Source organism: Vreelandella subglaciescola (assembly GCF_900142895.1).
Lineage (GTDB): Bacteria > Pseudomonadota > Gammaproteobacteria > Pseudomonadales > Halomonadaceae > Vreelandella > Vreelandella subglaciescola.
Map to the genome: position 1 here is coordinate 419267 of NZ_LT670847.1, position 21364 is coordinate 440630.

The following is a 21364-nucleotide window of genomic DNA, read 5'->3' on the forward strand; positions in this document are numbered from 1 at the left end:
ATCAGGCGGTGCGCGGCGCTGTGTCGGCATCACCCGTCCACACCATCAGCCGGCGCATCAGCCAGGCCAGCAGCACGCCATATAGCGGAAGGAAGAACAACAGGCTGACCCCCAGCTTGATGGCGTAATCCACCAGCGCGATTTCCAGCCAGTTAGCCGCCATGAACGCATCCGGGCTTTGGTAAAAGGCCGTAGAGAAAAACGCGAGCGTATCAGCAAGGTTACCGATCACCGTGGAGCATACCGGCGCGACCCACCACACCAGCCGACGCAGGCGATTGAACACCTGCACGTCAAGCAGCTGACCGATCGCGTAAGCCAGGAAGCTGGCCAGCGCAATACGCGCGACAAAGGTGTCCCATTCTCCCAACGCAGCAAGTCCCGCATAGTTTCCTCGAGGAAATACCACCGATACCACGTACGAGACCACCAGCGCGGGCAGCATGACTCTGAGAATAATCGACCGCGCCGGCCCTTTGCCGAACAGACGGACGGTCAGATCGGTGGCCAGAAAGATAAACGGAAAGCTGAATGCGCCCCAGGTGGTATGCAGGCCAAATAGCATAAAAGGCAGCTGCACCAGGTAGTTGCTGGCGGCAATGATAGCGATATGAAACGCCACCATAAGAAAAAGGCAGCGGCGGTATTGGAGATCGGTCAAGACAAACATGGTCAGGATCCTTTTTGGTGGGAAAAATGGAGGGGTGAGGGAACCCTCCTGCCCGTATGGGCGGCGCAGGCATTATACGCAACGCCAGCACGAAAAAAAGACGCGCAGGCACACCCCGCCCAAGACCGTTTAGCCCCTGCGTTGAAAAACCATTTATTTATCGTTGAATACTCTTTAGACAAGCCAAGCTAATTTACGGAAAATTAAATCAGCATGAAGATGCAACACCGGCACCCAAGACTTTATGCCTCGGCTGCCGGCATGACAGAAACCCAAGGATGTCAGGAATCAACTATGTCAGGAGTTCAAGATGCCTAGCTTTCATCGCGCCGCTGTGCACCTGCTGGGTAATAATGGCGGCTCTATCGACGCAGGCGCCCGGGTATTAAAGGCCATGGCCAACGCCAAGCGGCTGCATATTCTGTGCCTGCTGGCTGAGGAAGAGCTGTCAGTTACCCAGCTCAACCAGCGACTCGAACTCAGTCAGTCAGCGCTTTCCCAGCATTTGGCCATCCTGCGCCAGCAGGCGCTGGTCACCACACGGCGGGAATCACAGACAATCTACTATTCGCTTTCAAGCCAGACCGTTAAAGCCGTGATTCAGGCACTCGCCGAAAACGACGCTTAGCGCTTTTATGAGTACTTTTATTAGTGCTTTTGCCAGCGCGCCGCTTCCAGTGCGCCCAGCGCCTTGACGCCTGCACGCTCAACGCCGGCTGAGATCGCGATGCCTAGCCTGTCCCCGAGGCTCTGAGGTGCTTCCAGCCAGACGCTGAAAACACGCGCCTGCTGCATGCGCTCAACCAGATACGCCTCGCTGGTCTGCACGCTGTCAATCAAGCCGTGGTCGAGCGCCTCGCTGCCATACCAGATCTCGCCGGTGGCAAGCATTTCGATATCCACGGCGGGGCGATGCCGGGACACGTAGTCCTTGAACAGGCGGTGAGTGTTTTCCAGATCGCCGATAAACTTTTCGCGGCCTTCTTCGGTATTCTCCCCCAGCACGGTCAGCGTGCGCTTGTACTTGCCCGCGGTCAGAAGCTCCACGTCAATGTCATGGCGCTTGAGCAGGCGGTGTACGTTAGGCACCTGAGCGACCACGCCAATAGAGCCGAGGACCGCAAAGGGGGCCGCTTTAATGTGGCTGGCGGTACACGCCATCAAATAGCCGCCGCTGGCCGCGACCTTGTCGATACATACGGTAGTAGCCAGGCCGGCCGCCGTCAGCCGCTCCAGTTCGGCCGCTGCCAGGCCGTAGGCGTGCACCAGCCCGCCGCCGGATTCCAGCCGCACTACCACCTCGTCATCAGCGCTTGCTACGTCGATGACCGCGGAGATTTCTTCGGCGAAGTGCTCGGTGGCAGATGCCTTGATATCACCGTAAAAATCCAGCACCCAGACACGGGGCTGCTTGCCCTGTTCGGCAGAGTCTTCTTGCGAGCTGGTTTTCTCGGCGTTTTTATCCTTGCGGCCGGCTTTGCGCTTGGGGCACAGCGCGTGCCACCATTTTTTACCCCGCTTGGGTTCTTTGCTGGCCGTATCCAGCTGACGATGACGCTGGCGGCGCTGGTCGTTAAGCGTCTCGATATGCAGCGTCAACCCGTCATCGTCGCCGCCGCTTTTGGCACGCCGAAACAGCAACGCCGTTAGCCCCACCAGGCCGATCACAATCACCGCCTGTATGAAAAACGTGACAATATTGATTACCCAGTCACCCACTTGCTTTCTCCTCGTGTTGGCGCACTCATCGTCGCGCGCCGTTTACCGCTAACGCGGCAAGTGATGTTACGCTCATATGTCTGTTACTGACTGCCAAGCCAACGTTATTTATTGCCCAAGACCAAGAGAGCCCGCCATGTCGTCCACTACGCTTGAAAAACTGCAGGCACGCTTTGATCCGGACGCCGCTCGCAACATGCACGAAGTGTTCCAGTTTCATTTTTCCGACCTCGGCGATTACTACCTGCGCATCAACGACGGCACGCTAGACGTAAAAACGGGAGAACACGACGATCCTTCCGTTAGCCTGAGCCTTTCAAGCGACACGCTCAAAGGCCTCATGCGCGGTGAGATCAACGGCATGAGCGCCTTTATGAGCGGCAAGCTTAAAGCCACGGGCAACGTGATGCTGGCGACCCGGCTAAGCGCGCTGTTCCCCGACGCCTAGCCGTGTGGCCGCCTCTGATAAATACAGGCTCTTATCAGCTACGCCATTTCGCCAGGTGTACTTCGATTAGCTCCCGGGCGATGGAGTAAGGTTGCGGCAGCCCGGGTAGCTGTCGCGGGGAGAACCAGGCCGCGTCGCTGATTTCGTGTTCATCGATACGGATCCGCCGAGTTGTTGCTTCGGCAAAATAGCCCAGCATCAGCGAGTGCGGAAACGGCCACGCTTGGCTGTGGTGATAACGCAGGTTATCGATGTGCACGCCCACCTCTTCAAAGACTTCCCGGTGCACGGCCTCCTCGGCCGACTCACCCGGCTCGATAAACCCGGCCAGCGTGGAATACTGCCCCGGCCGAAAGCGCGGGCTGCGCCCCAGCAGCATCGCTTCACCGCAGGTCACCAGCGTAATGATGCACGGCGAAATACGCGGATAGTTGCGGTGCCCACAGGCGTGACAGTGCATGGCGAACTCGGCGGCAAGCCTGGTTGCGCGTGCGCCGCAGCGCCCGCAGAAGCGATGATTCTGCAGCCAGGCCCCTACCTGTAGCGCCGTGGATAGCAGGCTGAACCAGCGGTGTGACAGCTCGGCCATCCATTGGCGTCCGTCAATCCAGCTATTGTCAGGGGCGTCAGCCACCGCCAGCGCGACCGGCTCGTCCTGCCAGTAGCACAAGGGCTGCATGGTTTCATCCCAGCTCTGCCAGGGCTGAAGCGGTATCAGCGCTGTTTCGCCGGCGGCGGGCGCGGGCGCAATCTTGTTGTGGGAAATAACAATCACACGGCCGGCACTGACGCCGGCAGGAATTTCACGCCTGAGCATCGTGGACCTCACCCTCCTGCCAGCGCAGCTGGTGCGCGGTGCACTTGGTCTGATGGGCGGCTTCTTCTTCGGCGCTGGGCGCAACCACGCGCAGACGGCCCGGCGCCAGCGACATCCGCTGTATGGCAAGCCCCTGAGCGCCTTCGCCATTGCCATTGGCGGGCTCATCGCTTGGCGCCTCGGCATCCAGCGTCAGCATCGTTTGCCCGCCGGTCATCGCCAGGTAGACGTCAGCCAGAATTTCGGCATCGAGCAAGGCGCCGTGGAGCACACGGTGGCCGTTCTCGATATCGTAACGCTTGCACAGCGCATCAAGGGTGTTGCGCTGGCCCGGGTGTTTTTTCCGCGCCATGGTCAGCGTATCAAGGATGCCACAGTGCTCGGCCACCGGGGCAAACGCCGGCGCCGGGCGCTGCTTATTCAGCCGCGCTATCTCGTGGTCGATAAAGCCCACGTCAAAGGGCGCGTTATGGATGACCAGCTCGGCCCCTTCGATAAACGCCCAGAACGCATCGGCCACCTGGGCAAACACCGGCTCATTGGCGACCTTGTCATCGTCGATACCGTGAATCGCCACCACTTCGGCGTCGATGTGGCGCTCGGGGTTGATGTACTGATGGTAGGTGCGTCCGGTCAAACGCCGGTTGACCATTTCCACCGCGCCAATTTCCACCAGCCGATGCCCTTGTCTGGGATCAATGCCGGTGGTCTCGGTGTCCAGAATGACCTGGCGCATCGGGCTCTCCTATCTCGTTCGTCTTTATCCAATATTCTCATCGATGGCCTGATTGGCCAGGGCATCGGCGCGCTCGTTGCCGGGATGGCCGCTATGCCCTTTGACCCAGTGCCATTCAACGCGATGACGCTGTGTTTCGGCATGCAGCGCCTGCCACAGCTCGGCGTTTTTGACCGGCTGTTTGGCAGCGGTTTTCCAGCCGCGTTTCAGCCAGTTATGAATCCACTGGGTAATGCCCTGACGGACGTATTGGGAATCGGTCCAAAGCGCTATCTCGCAGGGGGTATTCAGGGTGCGCAGCGCGCTGATCGCGGCCATCAGCTCCATGCGGTTATTGGTCGTATGGGCTTCAAAGCCGTAAAGCGTTTTTTCATGGTCGCCGCTTTGCAGTACCACGCCCCAGCCGCCAACGCCGGGGTTGCCCCGGCAGGCGCCGTCGGTATAAACCGTCACGCATGGCAGGGGCGTGCTTGCTTGTGTACTCAACGCATCTTCCTTTTACGGGTGTCATTGTCCGGTGCCGTTGACTGCAGGCGTGTAGCACCAAACGGGCGCGATGCAGCCGGTGCTTGCAGGCCAAACCTGAGCCGCTGCACGGGGGCGCGGTGGCGTTTGCGCCGCGCCCGGATCATATAGCTGGCGCCCCACGGCAGGTTATAGCGCCGCCCAAGCGCTTCCCAGCGCTCGCGGCACGCCTTGGTGCCGAGGGCGCGAAACCCGCAGTAGTCTACGCGCTCGACTTCAAAGTCGACAAATTCCAGCCAGTCACGCAGCCTGCCCGGTGTTTTCCAGACGCCGTTGCCGGGGTACTCCCGGCGCTTCGGGCCAAGGCGGTGCTCCAGCGTGGCCACGCCCAGCGGGTGAAAGCCGAAAATCACCAACAAGCCGCTATCACTCGTGACGCGCGCCGCCTCGGCGAGCCCGCGGTGCGCATGGGGGCAGTGTTCCAAAAAGTGGTGAACCAGTGTGACATCGATACATTCATCGGGGAGCGCCAGCGCCCCGGGCGGGCAGACAAGAGTGGATTCGTGCTCGGCACATTGCCGCGCTGGCGCCCATTGCATCACATGGGATGAGCGGGCCAGCGGCGTTTGCGCCAGCAGCGACGCCCCCATCGAGAGTTCCAGACCGTGCTGATCCCGACGCGATTCGAGTAGCGGCCCCAGGCAGGCTGTCTGTGCCGCGACAAGCGTTTTTCCACGCTCGGAGCGCCAGTAGCGCCGGCTTGACGCCAGCCGCTCGCGCCACGCGACATCCGCCTGCGAAGTTGACATAGAAAGCGCTCCCCTCCAAAGTATCGGCGTTTTTGACGTCCCATGTTTGATAAGGATCTCGCCATGCTGAGCGTGACACCGATACCCGCCTTTAGCGACAATTATATTTGGCTCCTGCGCCAGGACGCGAGCCAGAATGTTTGCGTGGTAGACCCCGGTGAAGCCGCTCCGGTGATCGAGATGCTCGAGCGCGAGTCGCTCACTCTGGAAACGGTGCTGATCACCCATCACCACCATGATCATACCGGCGGACTCAGCGAGCTGATCAGCCGCTATGCTCCCCGGGTGATCGGGCCGGACAATCCCGCTATCAAGGGCATAACCGACGCCGTAGGCGAAGGGGACGAAGTGCGCGTCATGGGGCGCCTGTTTGAAGTCATGGCAACGCCCGGCCACACCCTGGACCACCTCAGTTTTTTCACCCCGGGCATCCCCTCGCTGCTGTTCTGCGGCGACACGCTGTTTTGCGCCGGCTGCGGCAGACTGTTTGAAGGCACGCCCGAACAGCTTTACACCGCGCTTAATCGCTTTGCCGAACTGCCCGAGGAAACCCTCGTCTTTGCAGCCCATGAATATACCCAGGCCAACCTGGTATTTGCCCGCGAGGCGGACCCTGATAATAAACATGTGGCCCATGCCCTGCAGGATTGCCGGCGTGCGCGCGAGGCCGAGCGGCCGACGCTGCCCAGTACAATTGGACGCGAGTTGAACATTAACCCCTATTTGCGTGTCCATACCGCCAGCGTGCGCAACGCCGCCGGTGCCCAGGGCGCCAACGGCGATAACCTTGACACCTTTACCACGCTGCGGAAATGGAAAAACCGTTTTTAACTCACAGACAGCTCACCGTGCATCGCTTTTTTTGTCGCGGCACGGCAGCGCGCTCCAATCAGACTTCACGTTAATCGCCTATGACCTATCGCACAATGCGCCAACGCTTTCTGCTCAGCGCCGGCAGCACGGTAATGATGAGCCTGCTGCTTGCCGCCACCGAACAGCACGCCGCGGCCATGCCCAGCGTTGCCGGCGCCGCGACGCTTGCCAGCTCGTCTTATAGTTCGCCTCAGCCTACGTCTTATAGGGCTTCTTCCGGTACCTCCGACAGCACCTCTCACGGCACGCCGGCGGGTATAACGGCGACTGTCGCGCATCCTTCGTTGACGCCTGATGTTACCTCCCGAAGCTTCTTCTGGGACGCGGTGGATGCCGTACCGCAGGATGCTTGGACGCAGCTGCGCAAAAGCTTTACCTGGGATATCGACGCGCTGCCGCCCAGCGCCCGGGCGCGCGTGGACAAGTGGATCGCTCGCTATCGCCAAAGCCCGGAAAACATTGTCAGCATTACGCGTGAAGCCAGGCCGTGGCTGGCGTGGATTACCCAGCAGGTCGAAGAACGCGGTCTGCCGGGCGAGATCGCGCTGCTGCCATTCATCGAAAGCTCATTTGACCCCGGTGCACGCAGCTACAGAGGAGCGGCCGGCCTGTGGCAGTTCATGCCGCGCACCGGTGATGCACTTGGCCTGGTGCGTAACGGGCGCTATGACGGCCGTCTGGACGTCACCGCCTCAACCGGTGCCGCCCTTGACTACATCGAAATGCAGGCCGACCAGTGGTACGGCGGCGATATCCCTTTGTCACTGGCGGCGTATAACGCCGGTGCCGGTACGGTTAACGGCGCCCGCCGCCAAGCTCAGCGTCAAGGCCGCGGCGGCGATTACTGGGCACTCAACACCCTGCCCGGTGAAACCATGCAGTACTTGCCCAAGCTTTACGCGATCGCCCAGATTATTGGCGATCCCGAGCGCTATAACGTCAGCCTGCCCGAGATTCACGCCGCCCCAGCGTTTGCCAGCGTGACGATTGACCGGCGTATCACGTTAAAAAGCGCCTCCCGGCTGCTCGACGTTAGTCAGTCGCGGCTGGCACGGTTGAACCCGGGGCTGCTTCAGGGCACGCTAGACCCCGGCAACGCCCGCACGTTGCTGGTACCCAGTGATGCTGATCGCCAGGCAATTGCCGCACTTTCCGGCACCGATAACCGCAGCGGAGCGCAGGTAGCGTCAACCCATCGCGTTGAGCGCGGCGACAATCTTTCGGCCATTGCCACACGCTACAACGTAAGCCAGCAGGATCTGATTCGCTGGAACGCCATTGACCGCCCCAGCACGTTACAGCCCGGGCAGCTTTTGTCCCTGTCAGGCGGCTAGGGTCGTCAGCGACATCCTCAAGGGAGGCAGGAAGCGATGGACAGCAGGATCCTCTCATCAGCCCGCCAGCGCGTTAGTCGCTGGCTCGCCGTCGCGCTGTTATGTGCGGTTAGCGCAGGCGGAACCGCAACGGCTGACGTTGCGACCGTCAATGCCCTGTCGCTTTACGGCTCACCCGAGCTTCCCGCTGATTTCACCCACTTCCCCCATGTGAACCCCCAGGCGCCCACGGGCGGCACCATGGTGCGCACGGCCGTGGGCGGCAGCTTTGATTCCACCAACCCGTTTATCGTGCGCGGCACCCCGGCCAGCGGCGTCAGGCAAATTTACGACACCCTGATGGACTCCAACCCCGGCGAGCCGTTCAGCCTTTACGGTCTGGTGGCAAGCGGCGTGAGGATCGCGCCCGACCGCTCGTGGATCGAGTTTGACCTGCGCCCCGAGGCGCGCTTTCAGGACGGCGAACCGCTGACCGCCGACGACGTGGTCTTCAGCCTTGACCTGCTACGCGAAGACGGCAATCCCTTTTATCGCAGCTATTACGCCGGCGTGGGCGAGGCCGTGGCGCTGTCGCCGCATCGCGTGCGCTTTACGCTGAACGATACCGACTCCCGCGAGCTGCCGCTGATCGTCGCGCAAATGCCGATTCTGCCTCGCCACTACTGGGCATCCCACGACTTTACCGCGCCCACGCTGGCTCACCACCCCGGCTCCGGGCCTTACCGCATCGACGAGGTCAATCCGGGCCGGCGCATCGTCTACGCCCGCGACGATAACTACTGGGGCAAAGACCTGCCGGTTAACGTCGGGCGCTATAACATCGACCGGCTGGTATTCGACTACTACCGCGACCGGGACATTGCCTGGGAGGCGTTCAAGGCGGGATTGACGGACTTTCGTACCGATGCGCGCGCGGCCACCTGGGCTATCGGCTATGATTTCCCGGCCTTTGAAGACGGGCTGGTCAAGCGGATCACCGTGCCCGACGTCACGCCCTCGATGATGCAGGCCTTCGTCTTCAACCTGCGCAAGGGCAAGTTTCAGGATCCCAGGGTCCGCGAAGCACTCAGCCTGACGTTTGATTTTCCCTGGCTGAACACCAATATTTTTTATGGCACCTACCAGCGCACCCAGAGCTTTTTTCAAAACTCGCCGATGCAGGCCAAAGGGCTGCCCTCAAGCGACGAGCTGGCGCTGCTTGCGCCCTATCATGACGCGCTGGTGGACTCTCACGGCTCGGCCGATCTGTTTGAAAAGCCGCTGCCCATCGAACAACCCACCGCCCTGCGCGCACGGCTGAAAAAAGCGCTCGGGCTGCTGCGCGAGGCGGGCTACCGCGTGGAAGACGGGACGCTGGTCCATGAGCAAAGCGGCCGGCCGCTACGCCTTGAAGTGCTGTTGTACGACTCCGGCCTTGAACGCGTCGTCCAGCCCATGCTGCGCAACATGGCGCGTCTCGGGGTAGAGACGTCGATCCGCATCGTCGATATCAGCCAGTACCTGAATCGCGTGCGCAATTTTGACTACGACATCGTCATCAGCCACTTCCCTCAGTCCAACAATCCCGGCAACGAGCAGCGCGATTTCTGGACAAGCGCCGCCGCAGACCGGCCACAAAGCCGCAACGTCATGGGGCTTGAAAGCCCGGCCGTGGACGCGCTGGTTGAACAGTTGATCAGCGCCGACAGCCGCCAGGCGCTCAACACCGTGATCCATGCGCTTGATCGCGTGCTGCGCTGGGGGTTTTACGTCATTCCCCACTATCATTCGGGCGAAACGCGCCTTGCCGTGTGGGACAAGTTTGGCTACCCCCAGCCGTTTCCCGCCTACGGCATGGATTTAGACGCCTGGTGGGTGGATACTGAGCGCGAAGCTGAACTTGAGCGCCGCCGCTAACGGCTGCCCCTGCTAACGAGGCTGCACAAGGAGTTGCGCTGTGGCTCGCTACACCCTACGCCGATTACTGCTGATGATTCCCACGCTGGTGGGCATCATGCTGCTGAACTTCATTATCGTGCAGGCAGCCCCCGGCGGGCCGATCGACCAGATGCTCGCGCGCTTTGAGGGCGCCGACGCCATGGCCAGCACGCGGCTGGATACCGGCGGCGCGGATATTCAGGTCAACGACGACTCCCGCGGCGCGCGTGGCATCGACCCGCGCTTTATCGAGCAGCTCGAGCAGCAGTTCGGCTTTGACAAGCCCGCCCACGAGCGTTTTCTCGGTATGCTCGCCGACTACGCCACCTTCGACTTCGGCACCAGCTTCTTTCGCGACCGCCCGGTCATTGACCTGATGATCGAACGCCTGCCGGTATCCATCTCGCTGGGGCTCTGGACGACGCTGCTGGTATATTTCATCTCGATTCCACTGGGCATCCGCAAAGCGCTGCATCACGGCTCGCGTTTTGACGTCTATTCCTCGGGGCTGGTGATTGTCGGCTACGCCATTCCGGGGTTTTTGTTCGCCATATTGCTCATCGTGCTATTCGCCAGCGGCGCCTATTTTGACTGGTTCCCGCTGCGTGGCCTGACCTCGCCCGACTTTGCCGACCTTTCCGCCTGGGGCAAGGTGAAGGATTACGTCTGGCACATCACGCTGCCGGTTCTCGCCGCCGCCATCGGCAGCTTTGCCACGCTGACGATGCTGACCAAAAACAGCTTTCTCGACGAAATCCACAAACAGTACGTGCTCACCGCACGCGCCAAGGGGGCCGACGAACACCGCATCCTCTACGGCCATGTATTTCGTAACGCCATGCTGATCATCATTGCCGGCCTGCCCGCCGCGCTGGTGGGCATTTTCTTTACCGGAGCGCTGTTGATCGAGGTGATTTTCTCGCTGGACGGGCTGGGGCTGCTGGGCTTTGAGGCGGTTTTGCAACGCGATTACCCGGTGATTTTCGGCACGCTCTATCTGTATACCCTGATCGGGCTGCTGCTCAAACTGGTGTCCGACCTCACCTACGTGTGGGTCGACCCGCGCATTGACTTCGATACGCGGGAGGCCTGACCCATGGCTTTTTTCTCACCCCATCTGTCGCCCATTACCCGCCGGCGCATCGCCGCGTTCAACGCCAACCGCCGCGCGCGGGTGTCGCTCTGGCTGTTTGTGGTGCTGTTTGTGGTCAGCCTGGCTGCCGAGCTGATCGCCAACGACAAACCCATCGTTATGCAGTTCGACGGCGAATGGTATGCGCCACTGCTGTTTGACTATCCCGAAACCGAGTTCGGCGGCTTTTTGCCCACGCGCACCGACTACCTGGACCCGTTCGTCGCCGGCCAGATCCAGGAGTACGGCTGGGCGCTGTGGCCACCCGTGCGCTTCTCCTACCAGACGCTGGACATGCAGATGACCCAGCCTTCTCCCGCGCCGCCGGATGGCCGCCACTGGCTGGGCACCGACGATCAGGGGCGCGACGTCATGGCCCGGGTGATTTACGGCTTTCGCCTCTCGGTGGTGTTCGCGCTGGTGCTCACCGCAGGGTCGCTGGTGCTGGGCGTGGTGATCGGCGGCGTGCAGGGCTATTTCGGCGGCAAGGTCGACTTGATCGGCCAGCGCGTTACCGAGATCTGGTCGGGGCTGCCGGTGCTGTTTTTGCTGATCATTCTGGCCAGCTTCGTCCAGCCGGGGTTCTGGTGGCTGCTCGGGGTCATGCTGCTGTTTTCCTGGCTGGGGCTGGTGGACATCGTGCGCGCCGAGTTTCTCCGCGCGCGCAACCTGGAATACGTGCGCGCCGCCAAAGCCATGGGGCTGACGTCGCGCCTGATCATGTGGCGCCACGTGCTGCCCAACGCCATGGTCGCCACGCTGACGTTTATCCCCTTTCTGTTTACCGGGGCGATCAGCACGCTGACCGCGCTGGACTTCCTCGGTTTTGGCCTGCCACCCGGTTCGCCGTCGCTTGGCGAGCTGGCGGCTCAGGGTAAAAACAACCTGCACGCACCGTGGCTGGGCATTACCGCCTTTTTGACGCTGGGCATCATGCTCTCGCTGCTGGTGTTTATCGGCGAAGGGCTGCGCGATGCCTTCGACCCGCGCCACGCCGCAACCAGCGGCAAGGCAGCATCCACCGGCAAGAAGGAGGCCGCGCATGGCTGAGTCGCTGTTGTCGGTTGAGGATTTGACCATCGCCTTTGACGGCACAAACGTTGTTGAGAGGCTGTCGTTTCACATCAAGGCCGGTGAAACCTTGGCGCTGGTGGGCGAATCGGGCTCGGGGAAATCGGTCACCGCACTCGGCATCCTCAACCTGCTGCCGCCCAACGCGACCGTTGCCGGCACGCGGCGGCTCAACGACAGCAATCTCGCCACGCTGAACACGCGCCAGTGGAACGGCGTGCGCGGCAATCAGGTGGGGTTTATTTTCCAGGAGCCAATGACCTCGCTCAACCCGCTGCACCGGGTGGGCCGACAAATTGGCGAAACTCTGCGGCTGCATCAGGGCCTGAGCGGTCAGGCCGCCCGTGCGCGCACCCGCGTGCTGTTGGAACGCGTCAAGCTGCCCCGCGTCGATGAGCTGATGAACGCCTGGCCGCACCAGCTTTCCGGCGGCCAGCGCCAGCGGGTGATGATCGCCATGGCCATCGCCAATAATCCCCGACTGCTGATTGCCGACGAGCCCACTACCGCGCTGGACGTCACCGTTCAGCAGGAGATTCTGGCGCTGCTGCGCGAACTGCGCGACGACTACGGCATGGGATTGTTGTTCATTACCCACGACTTGAATCTGGTGCGTCGCCACGCCGACCGCGTGTGCGTGATGTACCACGGCCGCGAACAGGAAACCGGCAGCGTCAAGACGGTCTTCGACACGCCGCAAACCGCCTACACCCGGGCGCTGCTTGCCGCCGAGCCGGAAGGCCGCCCGGCGCCGGTGCCGAGCGCGCCGCCGCTGCTGCAGGCCGAACAGCTCAGCGTCAGCTTTGCGCGTCCCCGGCGCGGGCTGTTTCGTGCCCCGCCGCCGGCTTTCGAGGCGGTCAAGCCACTGGACCTGACCTTGCGGGCGGGCGAAACCCTGGGCGTGGTCGGTGAGTCCGGCTCGGGCAAAACCACCCTGGCCTCGGCCATCATGCGGCTGGTGACAAGCCGGGGCGCAGTCACGCTGGGTGAGGCGCGCCTTGACCAACTCTCCGGCAAGGCGCTGCGGCGCCAGCGCCACCGCCTGCAAATGGTGTTTCAGGATCCCTACGGCGCGCTGTCACCGCGCATGCCAGTGTTTGACATCGTCAGCGAAGGGCTGCGCTTTCACTTTCCCCACCTGAGCCGCGCTGAGGTCAGCGAGCGCGTCTACCAGACGCTTGCCGACGTTGGCCTGCCGGAAAGCGTGGCGGCGCGCTACCCTCACGAGTTTTCCGGCGGCCAGCGCCAGCGCATTGCCGTGGCCCGCGCGATTATCGTCGAGCCCGAGCTGCTGGTGCTCGACGAACCCACCTCGGCGCTTGATCGCAGCGTGCAAAAGCAGCTGATCGAACTGCTCCGCACGCTGCAGGCCAAGCGCGGGCTGAGCTATCTGTTCATCAGCCATGACCTTGCCGTGGTGCGCGCCATGGCGCACCGCATTATCGTGCTCAAGGACGGCGAGGTGGTCGAGCACGGCAACTGCGCGGACGTGCTGAAAGCGCCCCGCCACGCCTATACCCGGCAGCTGGTCGAAGCGGCACGGCTGGGTTAGAACGACACTCAAGGTAGGACGAAAGCCGGGCCAGCGCGCAATCATCTGGCTGCCATCAGCGCGGAATGATACAGTTCGCGCCTTAATTTTGACGACTCTGGACGCCTCCCATGACGCATACCTTTATCCCCGGCAAAGACGCCGCGCTTGAAACGTCGCTTGATACGCTTAAGGGGCATATTGAAGGCCTTGGCTTTAACATTGTGGAGGCGCGCTGGCTGAACCCGGCACCGCATATCTGGTCGGTGCATATTCGCGACCGCGACTGCCCGCAAGTGTTTTCCAACGGCAAGGGCGCGACCCGCAACGCCGCCCTGGCCAGCGCCTACGGCGAAGTGCTTGAACGCCTGGCCACGCGTTACCTGTGGGCCGATTTCTACCTCACGCCCGCGCTGCAGTCGTTTGACTTTATCCATCAGGCCGAAGAACGCTGGTTTGCCCCGGAAACCCCGCTTGCCGAGGTGCTCGACGACGTTTTCCATCAGCGTTACAGCGGCAACGACCTGACGCTGGCCGAGCTTCACGACATGAACGGCGGCGACAGCGGCCGCGGCGTGTGCACGCTACCCTACGTGCGCCAGCGCGACGCCAAAACCGTCAACGTGCCGGTCAACCTGATCGGCAACATGTTTGTCTCCAACGGCATGTCGGCGGGCAACACCCGTGATGAAGCACAGGTGCAGGGGCTGTCGGAGATCTTCGAACGCGCGGTCAAAGAGCGCATCATTCGCGATGCCATTACGCTTCCCGAAGTGCCCACAGACGTGCTCGCACGCTATCCGCGTATTCAGGAAGGCATGGCCGCGCTGGAAGCCAGCGGTTTTCAACTGCGTGCGCTGGACGCCTCGCTCGGTGGCATTTATCCGGTCATGAGCGTGATGCTGCTGAATCCCGAAGACGGCGGCGCCTACGCCAGCTTCGGCGCTCACCCGCGCTTTGAAGTGGCGCTTGAGCGGGCGCTGACCGAACTGGTACAGGGCCGCGCTCTCGACGAGCTGGGCGGCTTTCCGCCACCCACCGCCGACATGGACATGGTCGCCGACCCGCACAATCTGGAACTGCACTTCATCGATGCCAGCGGTTACGTCAGCTGGGCACTGCTGGGAGAAACCCCCGACGTGGCGTTCAGCGACTGGGACGATACGCGCACCAACGCCGAACAGCGCGACAGCCTGATTGCGCTGCTGCACGACGAAGGCCACGAGGTTTACATCGCCGAGCACACCCAGCTGGGCGCTTACGCCTGCCGCATTCTGGTGCCGGGCTTCTCGGATATTTATCTGCCCGACGAACTGAAATGGCACAACAACAACCAGGCACTGCCCCACCGCAACACGTTGTTTACCCTGGCGGAAGCCGGCACGGATGCCTGGCAGGCACTTTTGGACACGCTTGAAGACGACAACGTCAACGACCAGATGAGCGTGCTGGAATGGGCCGGCATTGTCGGTGATCCGAACACGGCCTGGGAGCGGCTGCGCGTGGGCGAGCTGAAACTCTGGCTACTGCTGGCACTCGGCGAGCACGACGCGGCCTTTGAGCAGCTTGAAATGGTACGCGCCTCGGGCAATCTGGTAGAGGAAGACACCCAGCGCTTTAACGCGCTGGCAAGCGTGCTGGAGCTGTGGGTCGCCGGCGAAGCGCTCGACGACTACGCCCGCGCGCTCAGCTTCTATCACGGTGAAGCCTTTGCCGAAGCCCGAGCGCTTGCCGGCGGTGAAACGCACTTCCCGGGGCTTGATGCCATGAACCCGGACGCGCCGACCGTCGGCCACAAACGCCTGCTGGAAGCCTACGCCAAGGTATTGAACGGCCAGCTGCGCGCTGGTTAAAAAAGCGCGATTTCTTCTGCGGAAAGCTCCCGCCACTCGCCGGGAGCCAGGCTGTCGTCCAGCGCCAGCGGGCCGATGGACTCACGGTGCAGAGCAGTCACGCGGTTGCCCAGCGCGCCGAACATGCGCTTCACCTGATGGTAGCGGCCTTCGGTAATCGCAAGCTCGGCCTCACGCGGGCCGAGCATCCGCAGCGTCGCCGGTTGGGTCGGCGTGTCATCGTCCTCAAGCCACAGACCTTCGGCCATCCGGGCTATCGCCCAGGTGGCCGCTTCCCCTTCCAGCGGGTCGGCAAGCGTCGCGCGGTAGACTTTATCGCAGCGGCGTTTGGGCGAGGTAATACGGTGCAACCACTGGCCGTCGTCGGTCATCAGCAGCAGTCCTGTGGTATCGACATCCAGACGCCCCACCGGCTGCAGCCGTTCCACCTTGGGCACGTCGAGCAGGTCGATCGCGCGCGTATACAGCCCGCGCCGCGCCGAGCATTCCACCTCCAACGGCTTGTGCAGCATGATGTAGCGCATGCCGACCAGCGCCAGCGTCTCGTCCCCCCACATCACCGCGTCTTCATCGGGATCGATTTGCGTCGCGCTCTGTTTGACCAACTTGCCGTTCAGCAGCACTTCACCGCTTTTCAGCGCGCGCTTGGCCAGACTGCGCGTCAGCGGTGTGGTTTCGCTTAAAAAACGGTCAAGGCGCATGGTGGCGGGTTTACTCATAAAAAGGGGGTCTCATCAACTGTTTCAGGTATCAAGATCTTCAGGTATCAAGGTCGGGCGTTGTCTGGCTCGGCATCGGGCAATAGCTGGTAGCGGTCGGCGTCCTGCCAGGCGGGAAATTTTTCCCGGAATGCCTTCAGCGCCTCGGTGTCGAGCGTGCCGGTTTGGATAAAGGCCGCGTCAGCCGGCGGGTCGATCAGCGGCTCGCCCTTGAAATCGACCAGCATGGAGTCGCCGCTATGGGCCAGACCGTTGGCATTTTCGCCGACCCGGTTAACGCCGATCACATAGCTTAAATTTTCAATCGCGCGCGCCTGAAGCAAGGTACGCCAAGCGTGGCGGCGCGGAGCCGGCCAGTTGGCCACGCACAGCAAGGCATCATACTCGAAGTGCTCGCCGGCGGCCGGTTGCTGGCGCAGCCACACCGGAAAGCGCAGATCGTAGCAGACGCTAAGCAATAGGCGCACGCCTTTGTACTCAATCACCGGGCGCTCACTGCCCGCCGCGTAGCGTTCGTGCTCGCCGGCCATACGAAACAGGTGGCGCTTGTCGTACAGGATCAGCTCACCGTCGGGCTGGGCCCACACCAGGCGATTGTAATGGCGGCCGTTGTCTTCGACGGCAATGCTTCCGGTCATCACACAGCCGCGGGTTTCGGCCTGATGGCAAAGCCAGGCGACGCTTTCGCTCTGGGCCATGGGCTGAGCCATCTCGCGGGAGTTCATGGTGAAGCCGGTGGCAAACATCTCCGGCAGCACGATTACGTCGGTATCGTGCCCGCCCAGTTCACCCAGCTTTTCTTCCAAGTGCCGGTGATTGGCGGCGGGATCTTCCCAGCGCAGATCGCACTGTACGAGGCTGACTTTTAGCTGACTCATCGTGTTTGCATCCCTCATATCAGGACAATGTGATAGATTAGGCTGTGTCCGAAAAGTGCCTGCGCTTGTCCATACGGTGTTAAAAACCAGCTCAAAATGCCCATTTACACATTGTAAACTACGCTTTTTCGCTGTTTTTTGCCTTGTCTGGTCTACGCTCGACAATTCTTCGTACAAACCCTAGCACCGTTACCCAGTGCTTTTACCCAGCGTGTTATTCCCTGCGTCTTCTTCAGACACTTTTTTCTGCGTCTTTGATCTGCCGACACTCTCTCCCTAGCGAGGCCACCATGTCCAGCCATTCTGTCCGCGATCCCGAAGCTGCCAAAGGCGTCGGCTTCGGGCTTATTGCCTACCTCACCTGGGGCTGCTTCCCGCTTTTCTTTGCGCTGTTTGACGGCGTGCCGGCGTTTGAGATTGTGCTGCACCGGATACTCTGGTCGTGTTTGTTTCTGGCCGGGCTGATTACCCTGATGCGGCGCTGGGCACCGGTCGCGGAAGCCTTGCGCTACCCCAAACGACTGGGACGCGTGCTGGCTTGCGCTGTACTGATCGGCCTTAACTGGGGCATTTACATCTACGCGGTAGAAACCCAGCACGTTTTACAGGCCAGTCTGGGCTATTTTCTGACACCGCTGGTGAACGTGGCGCTGGGCGTTATCGTACTGCGCGAAACCATGGTAAAGGCCCAGCTGGTGGCGCTGGGGCTGGCTACCGTGGGAATTGGCATGCAGTTTTTTCTGCTCAACGAGCTGCCGTGGCTGAGCCTGATGCTGGCTTTTTCCTTCGGTACCTACGGGCTGTTTCGCAAGCAGGTGCCGCTTGACGGTTTGTCGGGGCTGTTCGTGGAGACGCTGTTGCTGCTGCCGCTGGCGCTGCTGGTCTTTGCCTGGCTAAGTGCCCAGGGGCTGTCGCACTTTGCCGACACCCCCAAGGCAACCGGGCTGCTGATTGCCGCCGGCGTGATCACGGCCCTGCCGCTGCTGGCGTTTGCCGGCGCGGCACGGCGGCTGCGTCTGGCCACGCTGGGATTTCTGATGTACATCAACCCGAGCATTCAGTTCCTGATCGCGCTGCTGGTGTTTCACGAGCCGTTAAGCACGGTACAGCTGGGCACCTTCGGGCTGATCTGGGTCGGGCTGGGGGTGTATTCCTGGTCAGCTTGGCAGCAATCACACGCGCGCTAGCTGGCCGCCGTCCGGTAGCGCCGCCGTTCCTGACCGGCGCTGTGGTTCAGGCGTAGTAGCTACCGGCGCTTTCTCCGGCTGATAGCCGATACGAAACCCGCCCCAGTGTTTGCCGTTAACGTATATCGGCACGGACAGATCGTGCATGATCTCGCCGGTATCACGCTTATAGGTTTGCAGCAGCAGCGGTTTTTCATGGGCGCCGCAGCGGCTGCCGGTAGGGTCGTCAAAAATGCGTTTGCTGCGGCAAAACGCCAGGTCGTGCTCGTAATCGCCGGTGGGCGTGCGGCTGACGGCCTTGTTGTGCGTCGGCACATAGCCGCGACGGTCACAGGCGATGGCATAGCTTAGCCCCAGCGCTTCCAACATGGGCTCTTGCAGCGCCGGCAGATAGCGATCGGTAAAGTCATCAAAGGCGGTTTTATACAGCGGCGGCCGAGTGTGGGAGAGCTGTTCGTAACGCGCAGTAAAAAGCCCCGCTTCCTTCAGCTCGCCACGGCTTAAGGCTTTTTCCAACAGCGTGCCAATACGATTGGCGGTTTGCCGTGCCTCGGCAAAGACGGCCTGATGCCGGCCGTTCAGCCGCTGCTGGGCCAGTTCTGCATCGACACCTTCAGCGGCCTCCATCAGCGCGCGAGCCTGCTCGGCCAGGTCGTGCATATTGCGATTGCCCTCGTCCACATCGTCTTCCAGCTGACGCAGGCTGACCGCTACGGTCTGGCTATGTCGCTGCGTGCTTTCCATGGCCTCGGCCACACTTTTGATTTCATGGTGCACGTTCTCCACGTCATCGGTCATCTTGCCCAGGCGCGTACCCACCAGCTGAATACCGGCGGCGCGTTCACTGACACGGCCCATCAGGTGGCTCATGGTATCCACCACGCTTTGTCCGCTGTGGCTGATATCCTTGACCAGCTCATCCACACTTTGGGTGGCAGTGGACGTTTTCAGCGCCAGGCTGCGCACCTCTCCTGCAACCACGGCAAAGCCGCGCCCGTGCTCTCCTGCCCTTGCCGCCTCGATGGAAGCATTAAGCGAGAGTAGATGGGTTTGTTCGGCAATATCTTCGATCATCGAGGTGACGCTTCTGACCCGCTCGATCTTGTCATTCAGCGTACCCAGCATTTCCAGCGCCTGGCCTGAGCGATCCGAGACGTCGGTCATTTCCTGAATGATGGCATCCAATTCTGCGCGGTTTTCATGGCTTTCACTGCGCGCGTGTTCGGCCAGTGAGGCGACCTGCGCCGCGCTGCTCGTCACCTGGGTGATCGCCGTATTGATCGCCGCCATGCTGGCGGACGCCTCTCGAGCCATGGCTTCCTGGTTGTCCAGACGATGATCCATGAGATCGGCGTAGTGTGACACTTCGGCCGAAGCAATTGCCGTGCTGCTGGCTCGCCCCATCAACCGGTAGGCCATCCCCCGCAGAGAGCGGTAATCGCGCATCGGCCAGAGCCATGATGATGCTTTGTCCAGCGCGTCACGGTCGCCGTAGTACACGCCCAGCACGCCGCTGAAGACCAGCGCTGCCCCGCCAAGGGCGGCACAGAAAAGCCCCGGATAGACCCAGAGGCCGCCGACCCCTACCAGGCCGACGGAAACCGCCAGCAGCCCTGATGCCGCCAGAATGGAAATGAAGCGCATGATTATTGTTCTCTATGCTGATGGAAACGGCGGGCTTGTACGGGATTCGTTTGGCCACGACATCCGTACAACACGGCTCCGCGTTAGGCGTAATAACGGGAGCCTCGCCCCCGTCAGCAAGCGTAGCCGTTCAACAGCATTAAAGAACTAGCACTTTGGAATTAACACTTTGGGAGAACGAGCGCCTTCTCAAGACTGACTTTGGCTTGCCACCAGCGCCTGATCAATATCCGCAATGATATCGTCGAGATGTTCGATACCCATGGATAAACGCACCATATCCGGCGTCACCCCGGCGTTTTTCAGCTCTTGCTCATTCAGCTGGCGGTGCGTGGTCGCCGCGGGAATCGACGAGCAGCTCTTGGCATCCCCGATATTGACCAGCCGCAGGATCAGCCCTAACGCATCGTAAAAACGTTCGGCCGCGGCCTGGCCGCCTTTCACCCCGAAGCTTAAAATGCCCGAGGCCTGCCCGTTCATGTAGCGCTGCGCCAGCGCGTGGTCAGGGTGGCTTTCAAGGCCGGCGTAATGCACCCAGCTGACCTGCGGGTGAGATTCCAGATGACGGGCAACCGCTTGGGTATTGGCGCAGATACGCTCGATGCGCAGGGAGAGCGTTTCCAGCCCCTGAAGCAGGTTCCACGCCGCCTGGGCAGACAGCGCCGCGCCCATGTTGCGCAGCGGCACCACCCGGGCACGGGTAATAAAGGCCGCCTCGCCCACGTCACGGGTGTAGCTGATGCCGTGGTAGGACGCGTCGGGCTCGTTGAGTAGCGGAAAACGGCTGGCATGGGTGGCCCACGGAAACTTGCCGGAATCCACGATCACGCCGCCAAGCGTGGTGCCATGGCCGCCGATATACTTGGTCGCCGAGTGCACGACAATATCCGCGCCGTGCTCGATCGGACGCCATAAAAACGGCGTCGCCGTGGTGTTATCCACGATGAGGGGAACACCGTAACGGTGAGCAATCTCCGCAATACGCGCGATATCGACAATGCCGCCCGACGGATTCCCCACACTTTCGCAAAACACCGCCTTGGTGCGCCCATCGATAAGCGCTTCGAGATCATCAAACGCCGCTTTATCGGCAAAGCGTACGTCAATGCCCTGGCGCGGCAGCGTATGGGCAAACAGGTTATAAGTGCCGCCATAAAGCTCGCTGATCGAGACGATGTTGTCGCCCGTCTCGGCAATCGTCTGGATCGCGCAGGTGATCGCGCTCATGCCCGACGCCACCGTCAGGCCGGCAATGCCTCCTTCAAGGGCGGCCACGCGCTGTTCCAGCACGCCGCAGGTGGGGTTCATGATGCGCGAATAGATGTTGCCTTCGACCTTGAGGTCAAACAGGTCTGCCGCGTGTTGGGCACTGTCAAAGCTGTAGGACGTGGTCTGGTGGATGGGAACGGCAACGGCGTTTTGACTATCCGGCGTGTAGCCGTGATGCAGCGCAATGGTTTCGGGTTTCATGGTGGCTCCCAAAGAATGGTGGGGTGACATGATCAATGCTAATCAACCCTCAACCTTTAGGCCAATATCGTTTAGGCTGAGCGCTATGACA

General features: G+C 61.5%; 20 protein-coding genes. 10 read left to right on the plus strand and 10 right to left on the minus strand.

Going from position 1 to position 21364, the window contains the following annotated elements; genetic code table 11:
- Position 1: 1 nt before the first annotated feature.
- Positions 2 to 670, minus strand: a complete 669-nt coding sequence (locus B5495_RS01920) for a 7-cyano-7-deazaguanine/7-aminomethyl-7-deazaguanine transporter (RefSeq protein ID WP_079550856.1) — start codon at positions 668 to 670, stop codon at positions 2 to 4.
- 310 nt (positions 671 to 980) lie between these two features.
- Between B5495_RS01920 and B5495_RS01925 the strand changes: the two genes are divergently transcribed.
- Entirely contained in the window at positions 981 to 1298 is a 318-nt protein-coding gene (locus tag B5495_RS01925) for an ArsR/SmtB family transcription factor (RefSeq protein ID WP_079550858.1), read from the plus strand.
- Between the two features lie 20 nt (positions 1299 to 1318).
- Here B5495_RS01925 and sohB read toward each other — a convergent pair whose 3' ends face one another.
- On the minus strand, positions 1319 to 2389 hold the full coding sequence (gene sohB / locus B5495_RS01930) for a protease SohB (protein WP_079550860.1): 1071 nt from the start codon (positions 2387 to 2389) through the stop codon (positions 1319 to 1321).
- Between the two features lie 136 nt (positions 2390 to 2525).
- On the opposite strand from sohB, the gene B5495_RS01935 reads away from it, so the two are divergent.
- The gene (locus tag B5495_RS01935; RefSeq protein ID WP_079550862.1) at positions 2526 to 2837 is read left to right on the plus strand and encodes an SCP2 sterol-binding domain-containing protein; all 312 of its coding nucleotides are present in this window, start codon (positions 2526 to 2528) and stop codon (positions 2835 to 2837) included.
- Positions 2838 to 2871: 34 nt separating this feature from the next.
- Here the strand turns inward: B5495_RS01935 and nudC are convergent, their stop codons facing one another.
- Genes nudC through B5495_RS01955 form a run of 4 tightly spaced genes read right to left on the minus strand, consistent with a single transcriptional unit; the run spans position 2872 to position 5664 of the window.
- Complete coding sequence (gene nudC, locus B5495_RS01940) at positions 2872 to 3654, minus strand: NAD(+) diphosphatase (RefSeq protein ID WP_079550864.1); 783 nt, start codon at positions 3652 to 3654, stop codon at positions 2872 to 2874.
- Entirely contained in the window at positions 3641 to 4390 is a 750-nt protein-coding gene (dnaQ, locus tag B5495_RS01945) for a DNA polymerase III subunit epsilon (RefSeq protein WP_079550866.1), read from the minus strand. Before dnaQ ends, nudC begins: the two co-directional genes overlap by 14 nt.
- Positions 4391 to 4414: 24 nt before the next feature.
- Positions 4415 to 4876, minus strand: a complete 462-nt coding sequence (rnhA, locus tag B5495_RS01950; RefSeq protein ID WP_079550868.1) for a ribonuclease HI — start codon at positions 4874 to 4876, stop codon at positions 4415 to 4417.
- A complete protein-coding gene (locus B5495_RS01955) occupies positions 4873 to 5664 on the minus strand; it encodes a methyltransferase domain-containing protein (protein ID WP_079550870.1) in 792 nt (263 codons plus the stop codon). The genes rnhA and B5495_RS01955 overlap by 4 nt, the downstream gene beginning before the upstream one ends.
- A gap of 63 nt (positions 5665 to 5727) precedes the next feature.
- Between B5495_RS01955 and gloB the strand changes: the two genes are divergently transcribed.
- The 7 genes from gloB (at position 5728) to ycaO (ending at position 15375) form a co-directional block, all read left to right on the plus strand.
- Positions 5728 to 6495: a hydroxyacylglutathione hydrolase gene (gene gloB / locus B5495_RS01960; RefSeq protein ID WP_079550872.1), complete on the plus strand. Its 768-nt coding sequence runs from the start codon at positions 5728 to 5730 to the stop codon at positions 6493 to 6495.
- Between the two features lie 80 nt (positions 6496 to 6575).
- Positions 6576 to 7871, plus strand: coding sequence for a transglycosylase SLT domain-containing protein (locus B5495_RS01965; protein ID WP_079550874.1), 1296 nt, complete (start codon positions 6576 to 6578; stop codon positions 7869 to 7871).
- A gap of 36 nt (positions 7872 to 7907) precedes the next feature.
- On the plus strand, positions 7908 to 9767 hold the full coding sequence (locus tag B5495_RS01970) for an extracellular solute-binding protein (RefSeq protein ID WP_079550876.1): 1860 nt from the start codon (positions 7908 to 7910) through the stop codon (positions 9765 to 9767).
- A 40-nt stretch (positions 9768 to 9807) separates the two neighbouring features.
- On the plus strand, positions 9808 to 10881 hold the full coding sequence (locus B5495_RS01975; RefSeq protein WP_079550878.1) for a microcin C ABC transporter permease YejB: 1074 nt from the start codon (positions 9808 to 9810) through the stop codon (positions 10879 to 10881).
- A gap of 3 nt (positions 10882 to 10884) precedes the next feature.
- On the plus strand, positions 10885 to 11970 hold the full coding sequence (locus B5495_RS01980) for an ABC transporter permease (protein WP_079550880.1): 1086 nt from the start codon (positions 10885 to 10887) through the stop codon (positions 11968 to 11970).
- Positions 11963 to 13543 (plus strand): ABC transporter ATP-binding protein, encoded by a 1581-nt coding sequence (locus B5495_RS01985; protein WP_079550881.1) that lies wholly within the window; start codon positions 11963 to 11965, stop codon positions 13541 to 13543. Before B5495_RS01980 ends, B5495_RS01985 begins: the two co-directional genes overlap by 8 nt.
- Positions 13544 to 13653: 110 nt before the next feature.
- Positions 13654 to 15375, plus strand: a complete 1722-nt coding sequence (gene ycaO, locus B5495_RS01990) for a 30S ribosomal protein S12 methylthiotransferase accessory factor YcaO (protein WP_079550883.1) — start codon at positions 13654 to 13656, stop codon at positions 15373 to 15375.
- Here ycaO and B5495_RS01995 read toward each other — a convergent pair.
- Together B5495_RS01995 and B5495_RS02000 are read right to left on the minus strand one after the other, a co-directional pair.
- Entirely contained in the window at positions 15372 to 16076 is a 705-nt protein-coding gene (locus B5495_RS01995; protein WP_079554852.1) for a pseudouridine synthase, read from the minus strand. The genes ycaO and B5495_RS01995 overlap by 4 nt on opposite strands.
- A 65-nt stretch (positions 16077 to 16141) precedes the next feature.
- Positions 16142 to 16972 carry an amidohydrolase gene (locus B5495_RS02000; protein ID WP_079550885.1) on the minus strand — a complete coding sequence of 277 codons (831 nt, stop codon included), beginning with the start codon at positions 16970 to 16972 and terminating at the stop codon, positions 16142 to 16144.
- A gap of 290 nt (positions 16973 to 17262) precedes the next feature.
- Between B5495_RS02000 and rarD the strand changes: the two genes are divergently transcribed.
- Entirely contained in the window at positions 17263 to 18159 is an 897-nt protein-coding gene (rarD, locus tag B5495_RS02005; protein ID WP_079550887.1) for an EamA family transporter RarD, read from the plus strand.
- Here rarD and B5495_RS02010 read toward each other — a convergent pair.
- Positions 18145 to 19803 (minus strand): methyl-accepting chemotaxis protein, encoded by a 1659-nt coding sequence (locus B5495_RS02010; protein ID WP_079550888.1) that lies wholly within the window; start codon positions 19801 to 19803, stop codon positions 18145 to 18147. The genes rarD and B5495_RS02010 overlap by 15 nt on opposite strands.
- 189 nt (positions 19804 to 19992) lie before the next feature.
- The gene (locus B5495_RS02015) at positions 19993 to 21273 is read right to left on the minus strand and encodes an O-acetylhomoserine aminocarboxypropyltransferase/cysteine synthase family protein (protein ID WP_079550890.1); all 1281 of its coding nucleotides are present in this window, start codon (positions 21271 to 21273) and stop codon (positions 19993 to 19995) included.
- Positions 21274 to 21364 lie beyond the last annotated feature (91 nt).

Coding starts and splice junctions, on each gene's coding strand:
- nudC (WP_079550864.1), bottom strand. CDS start 3,654: ATGCTCAGGCGTGAAATTCCTGCCGGCGTCAGTGCCGGCCGTGTGATT.
- gloB (WP_079550872.1), top strand. CDS start 5,728: ATGCTGAGCGTGACACCGATACCCGCCTTTAGCGACAATTATATTTGG.
- dnaQ (WP_079550866.1), bottom strand. CDS start 4,390: ATGCGCCAGGTCATTCTGGACACCGAGACCACCGGCATTGATCCCAGA.
- rarD (WP_079550887.1), top strand. CDS start 17,263: ATGTCCAGCCATTCTGTCCGCGATCCCGAAGCTGCCAAAGGCGTCGGC.
- B5495_RS01965 (WP_079550874.1), top strand. CDS start 6,576: ATGACCTATCGCACAATGCGCCAACGCTTTCTGCTCAGCGCCGGCAGC.
- B5495_RS01985 (WP_079550881.1), top strand. CDS start 11,963: ATGGCTGAGTCGCTGTTGTCGGTTGAGGATTTGACCATCGCCTTTGAC.
- B5495_RS02015 (WP_079550890.1), bottom strand. CDS start 21,273: ATGAAACCCGAAACCATTGCGCTGCATCACGGCTACACGCCGGATAGT.
- B5495_RS01925 (WP_079550858.1), top strand. CDS start 981: ATGCCTAGCTTTCATCGCGCCGCTGTGCACCTGCTGGGTAATAATGGC.
- B5495_RS02000 (WP_079550885.1), bottom strand. CDS start 16,972: ATGAGTCAGCTAAAAGTCAGCCTCGTACAGTGCGATCTGCGCTGGGAA.
- B5495_RS01935 (WP_079550862.1), top strand. CDS start 2,526: ATGTCGTCCACTACGCTTGAAAAACTGCAGGCACGCTTTGATCCGGAC.
- B5495_RS01995 (WP_079554852.1), bottom strand. CDS start 16,076: ATGCGCCTTGACCGTTTTTTAAGCGAAACCACACCGCTGACGCGCAGT.
- B5495_RS01970 (WP_079550876.1), top strand. CDS start 7,908: ATGGACAGCAGGATCCTCTCATCAGCCCGCCAGCGCGTTAGTCGCTGG.
- B5495_RS01955 (WP_079550870.1), bottom strand. CDS start 5,664: ATGTCAACTTCGCAGGCGGATGTCGCGTGGCGCGAGCGGCTGGCGTCA.
- B5495_RS01920 (WP_079550856.1), bottom strand. CDS start 670: ATGTTTGTCTTGACCGATCTCCAATACCGCCGCTGCCTTTTTCTTATG.
- B5495_RS01980 (WP_079550880.1), top strand. CDS start 10,885: ATGGCTTTTTTCTCACCCCATCTGTCGCCCATTACCCGCCGGCGCATC.
- B5495_RS02010 (WP_079550888.1), bottom strand. CDS start 19,803: ATGCGCTTCATTTCCATTCTGGCGGCATCAGGGCTGCTGGCGGTTTCC.
- ycaO (WP_079550883.1), top strand. CDS start 13,654: ATGACGCATACCTTTATCCCCGGCAAAGACGCCGCGCTTGAAACGTCG.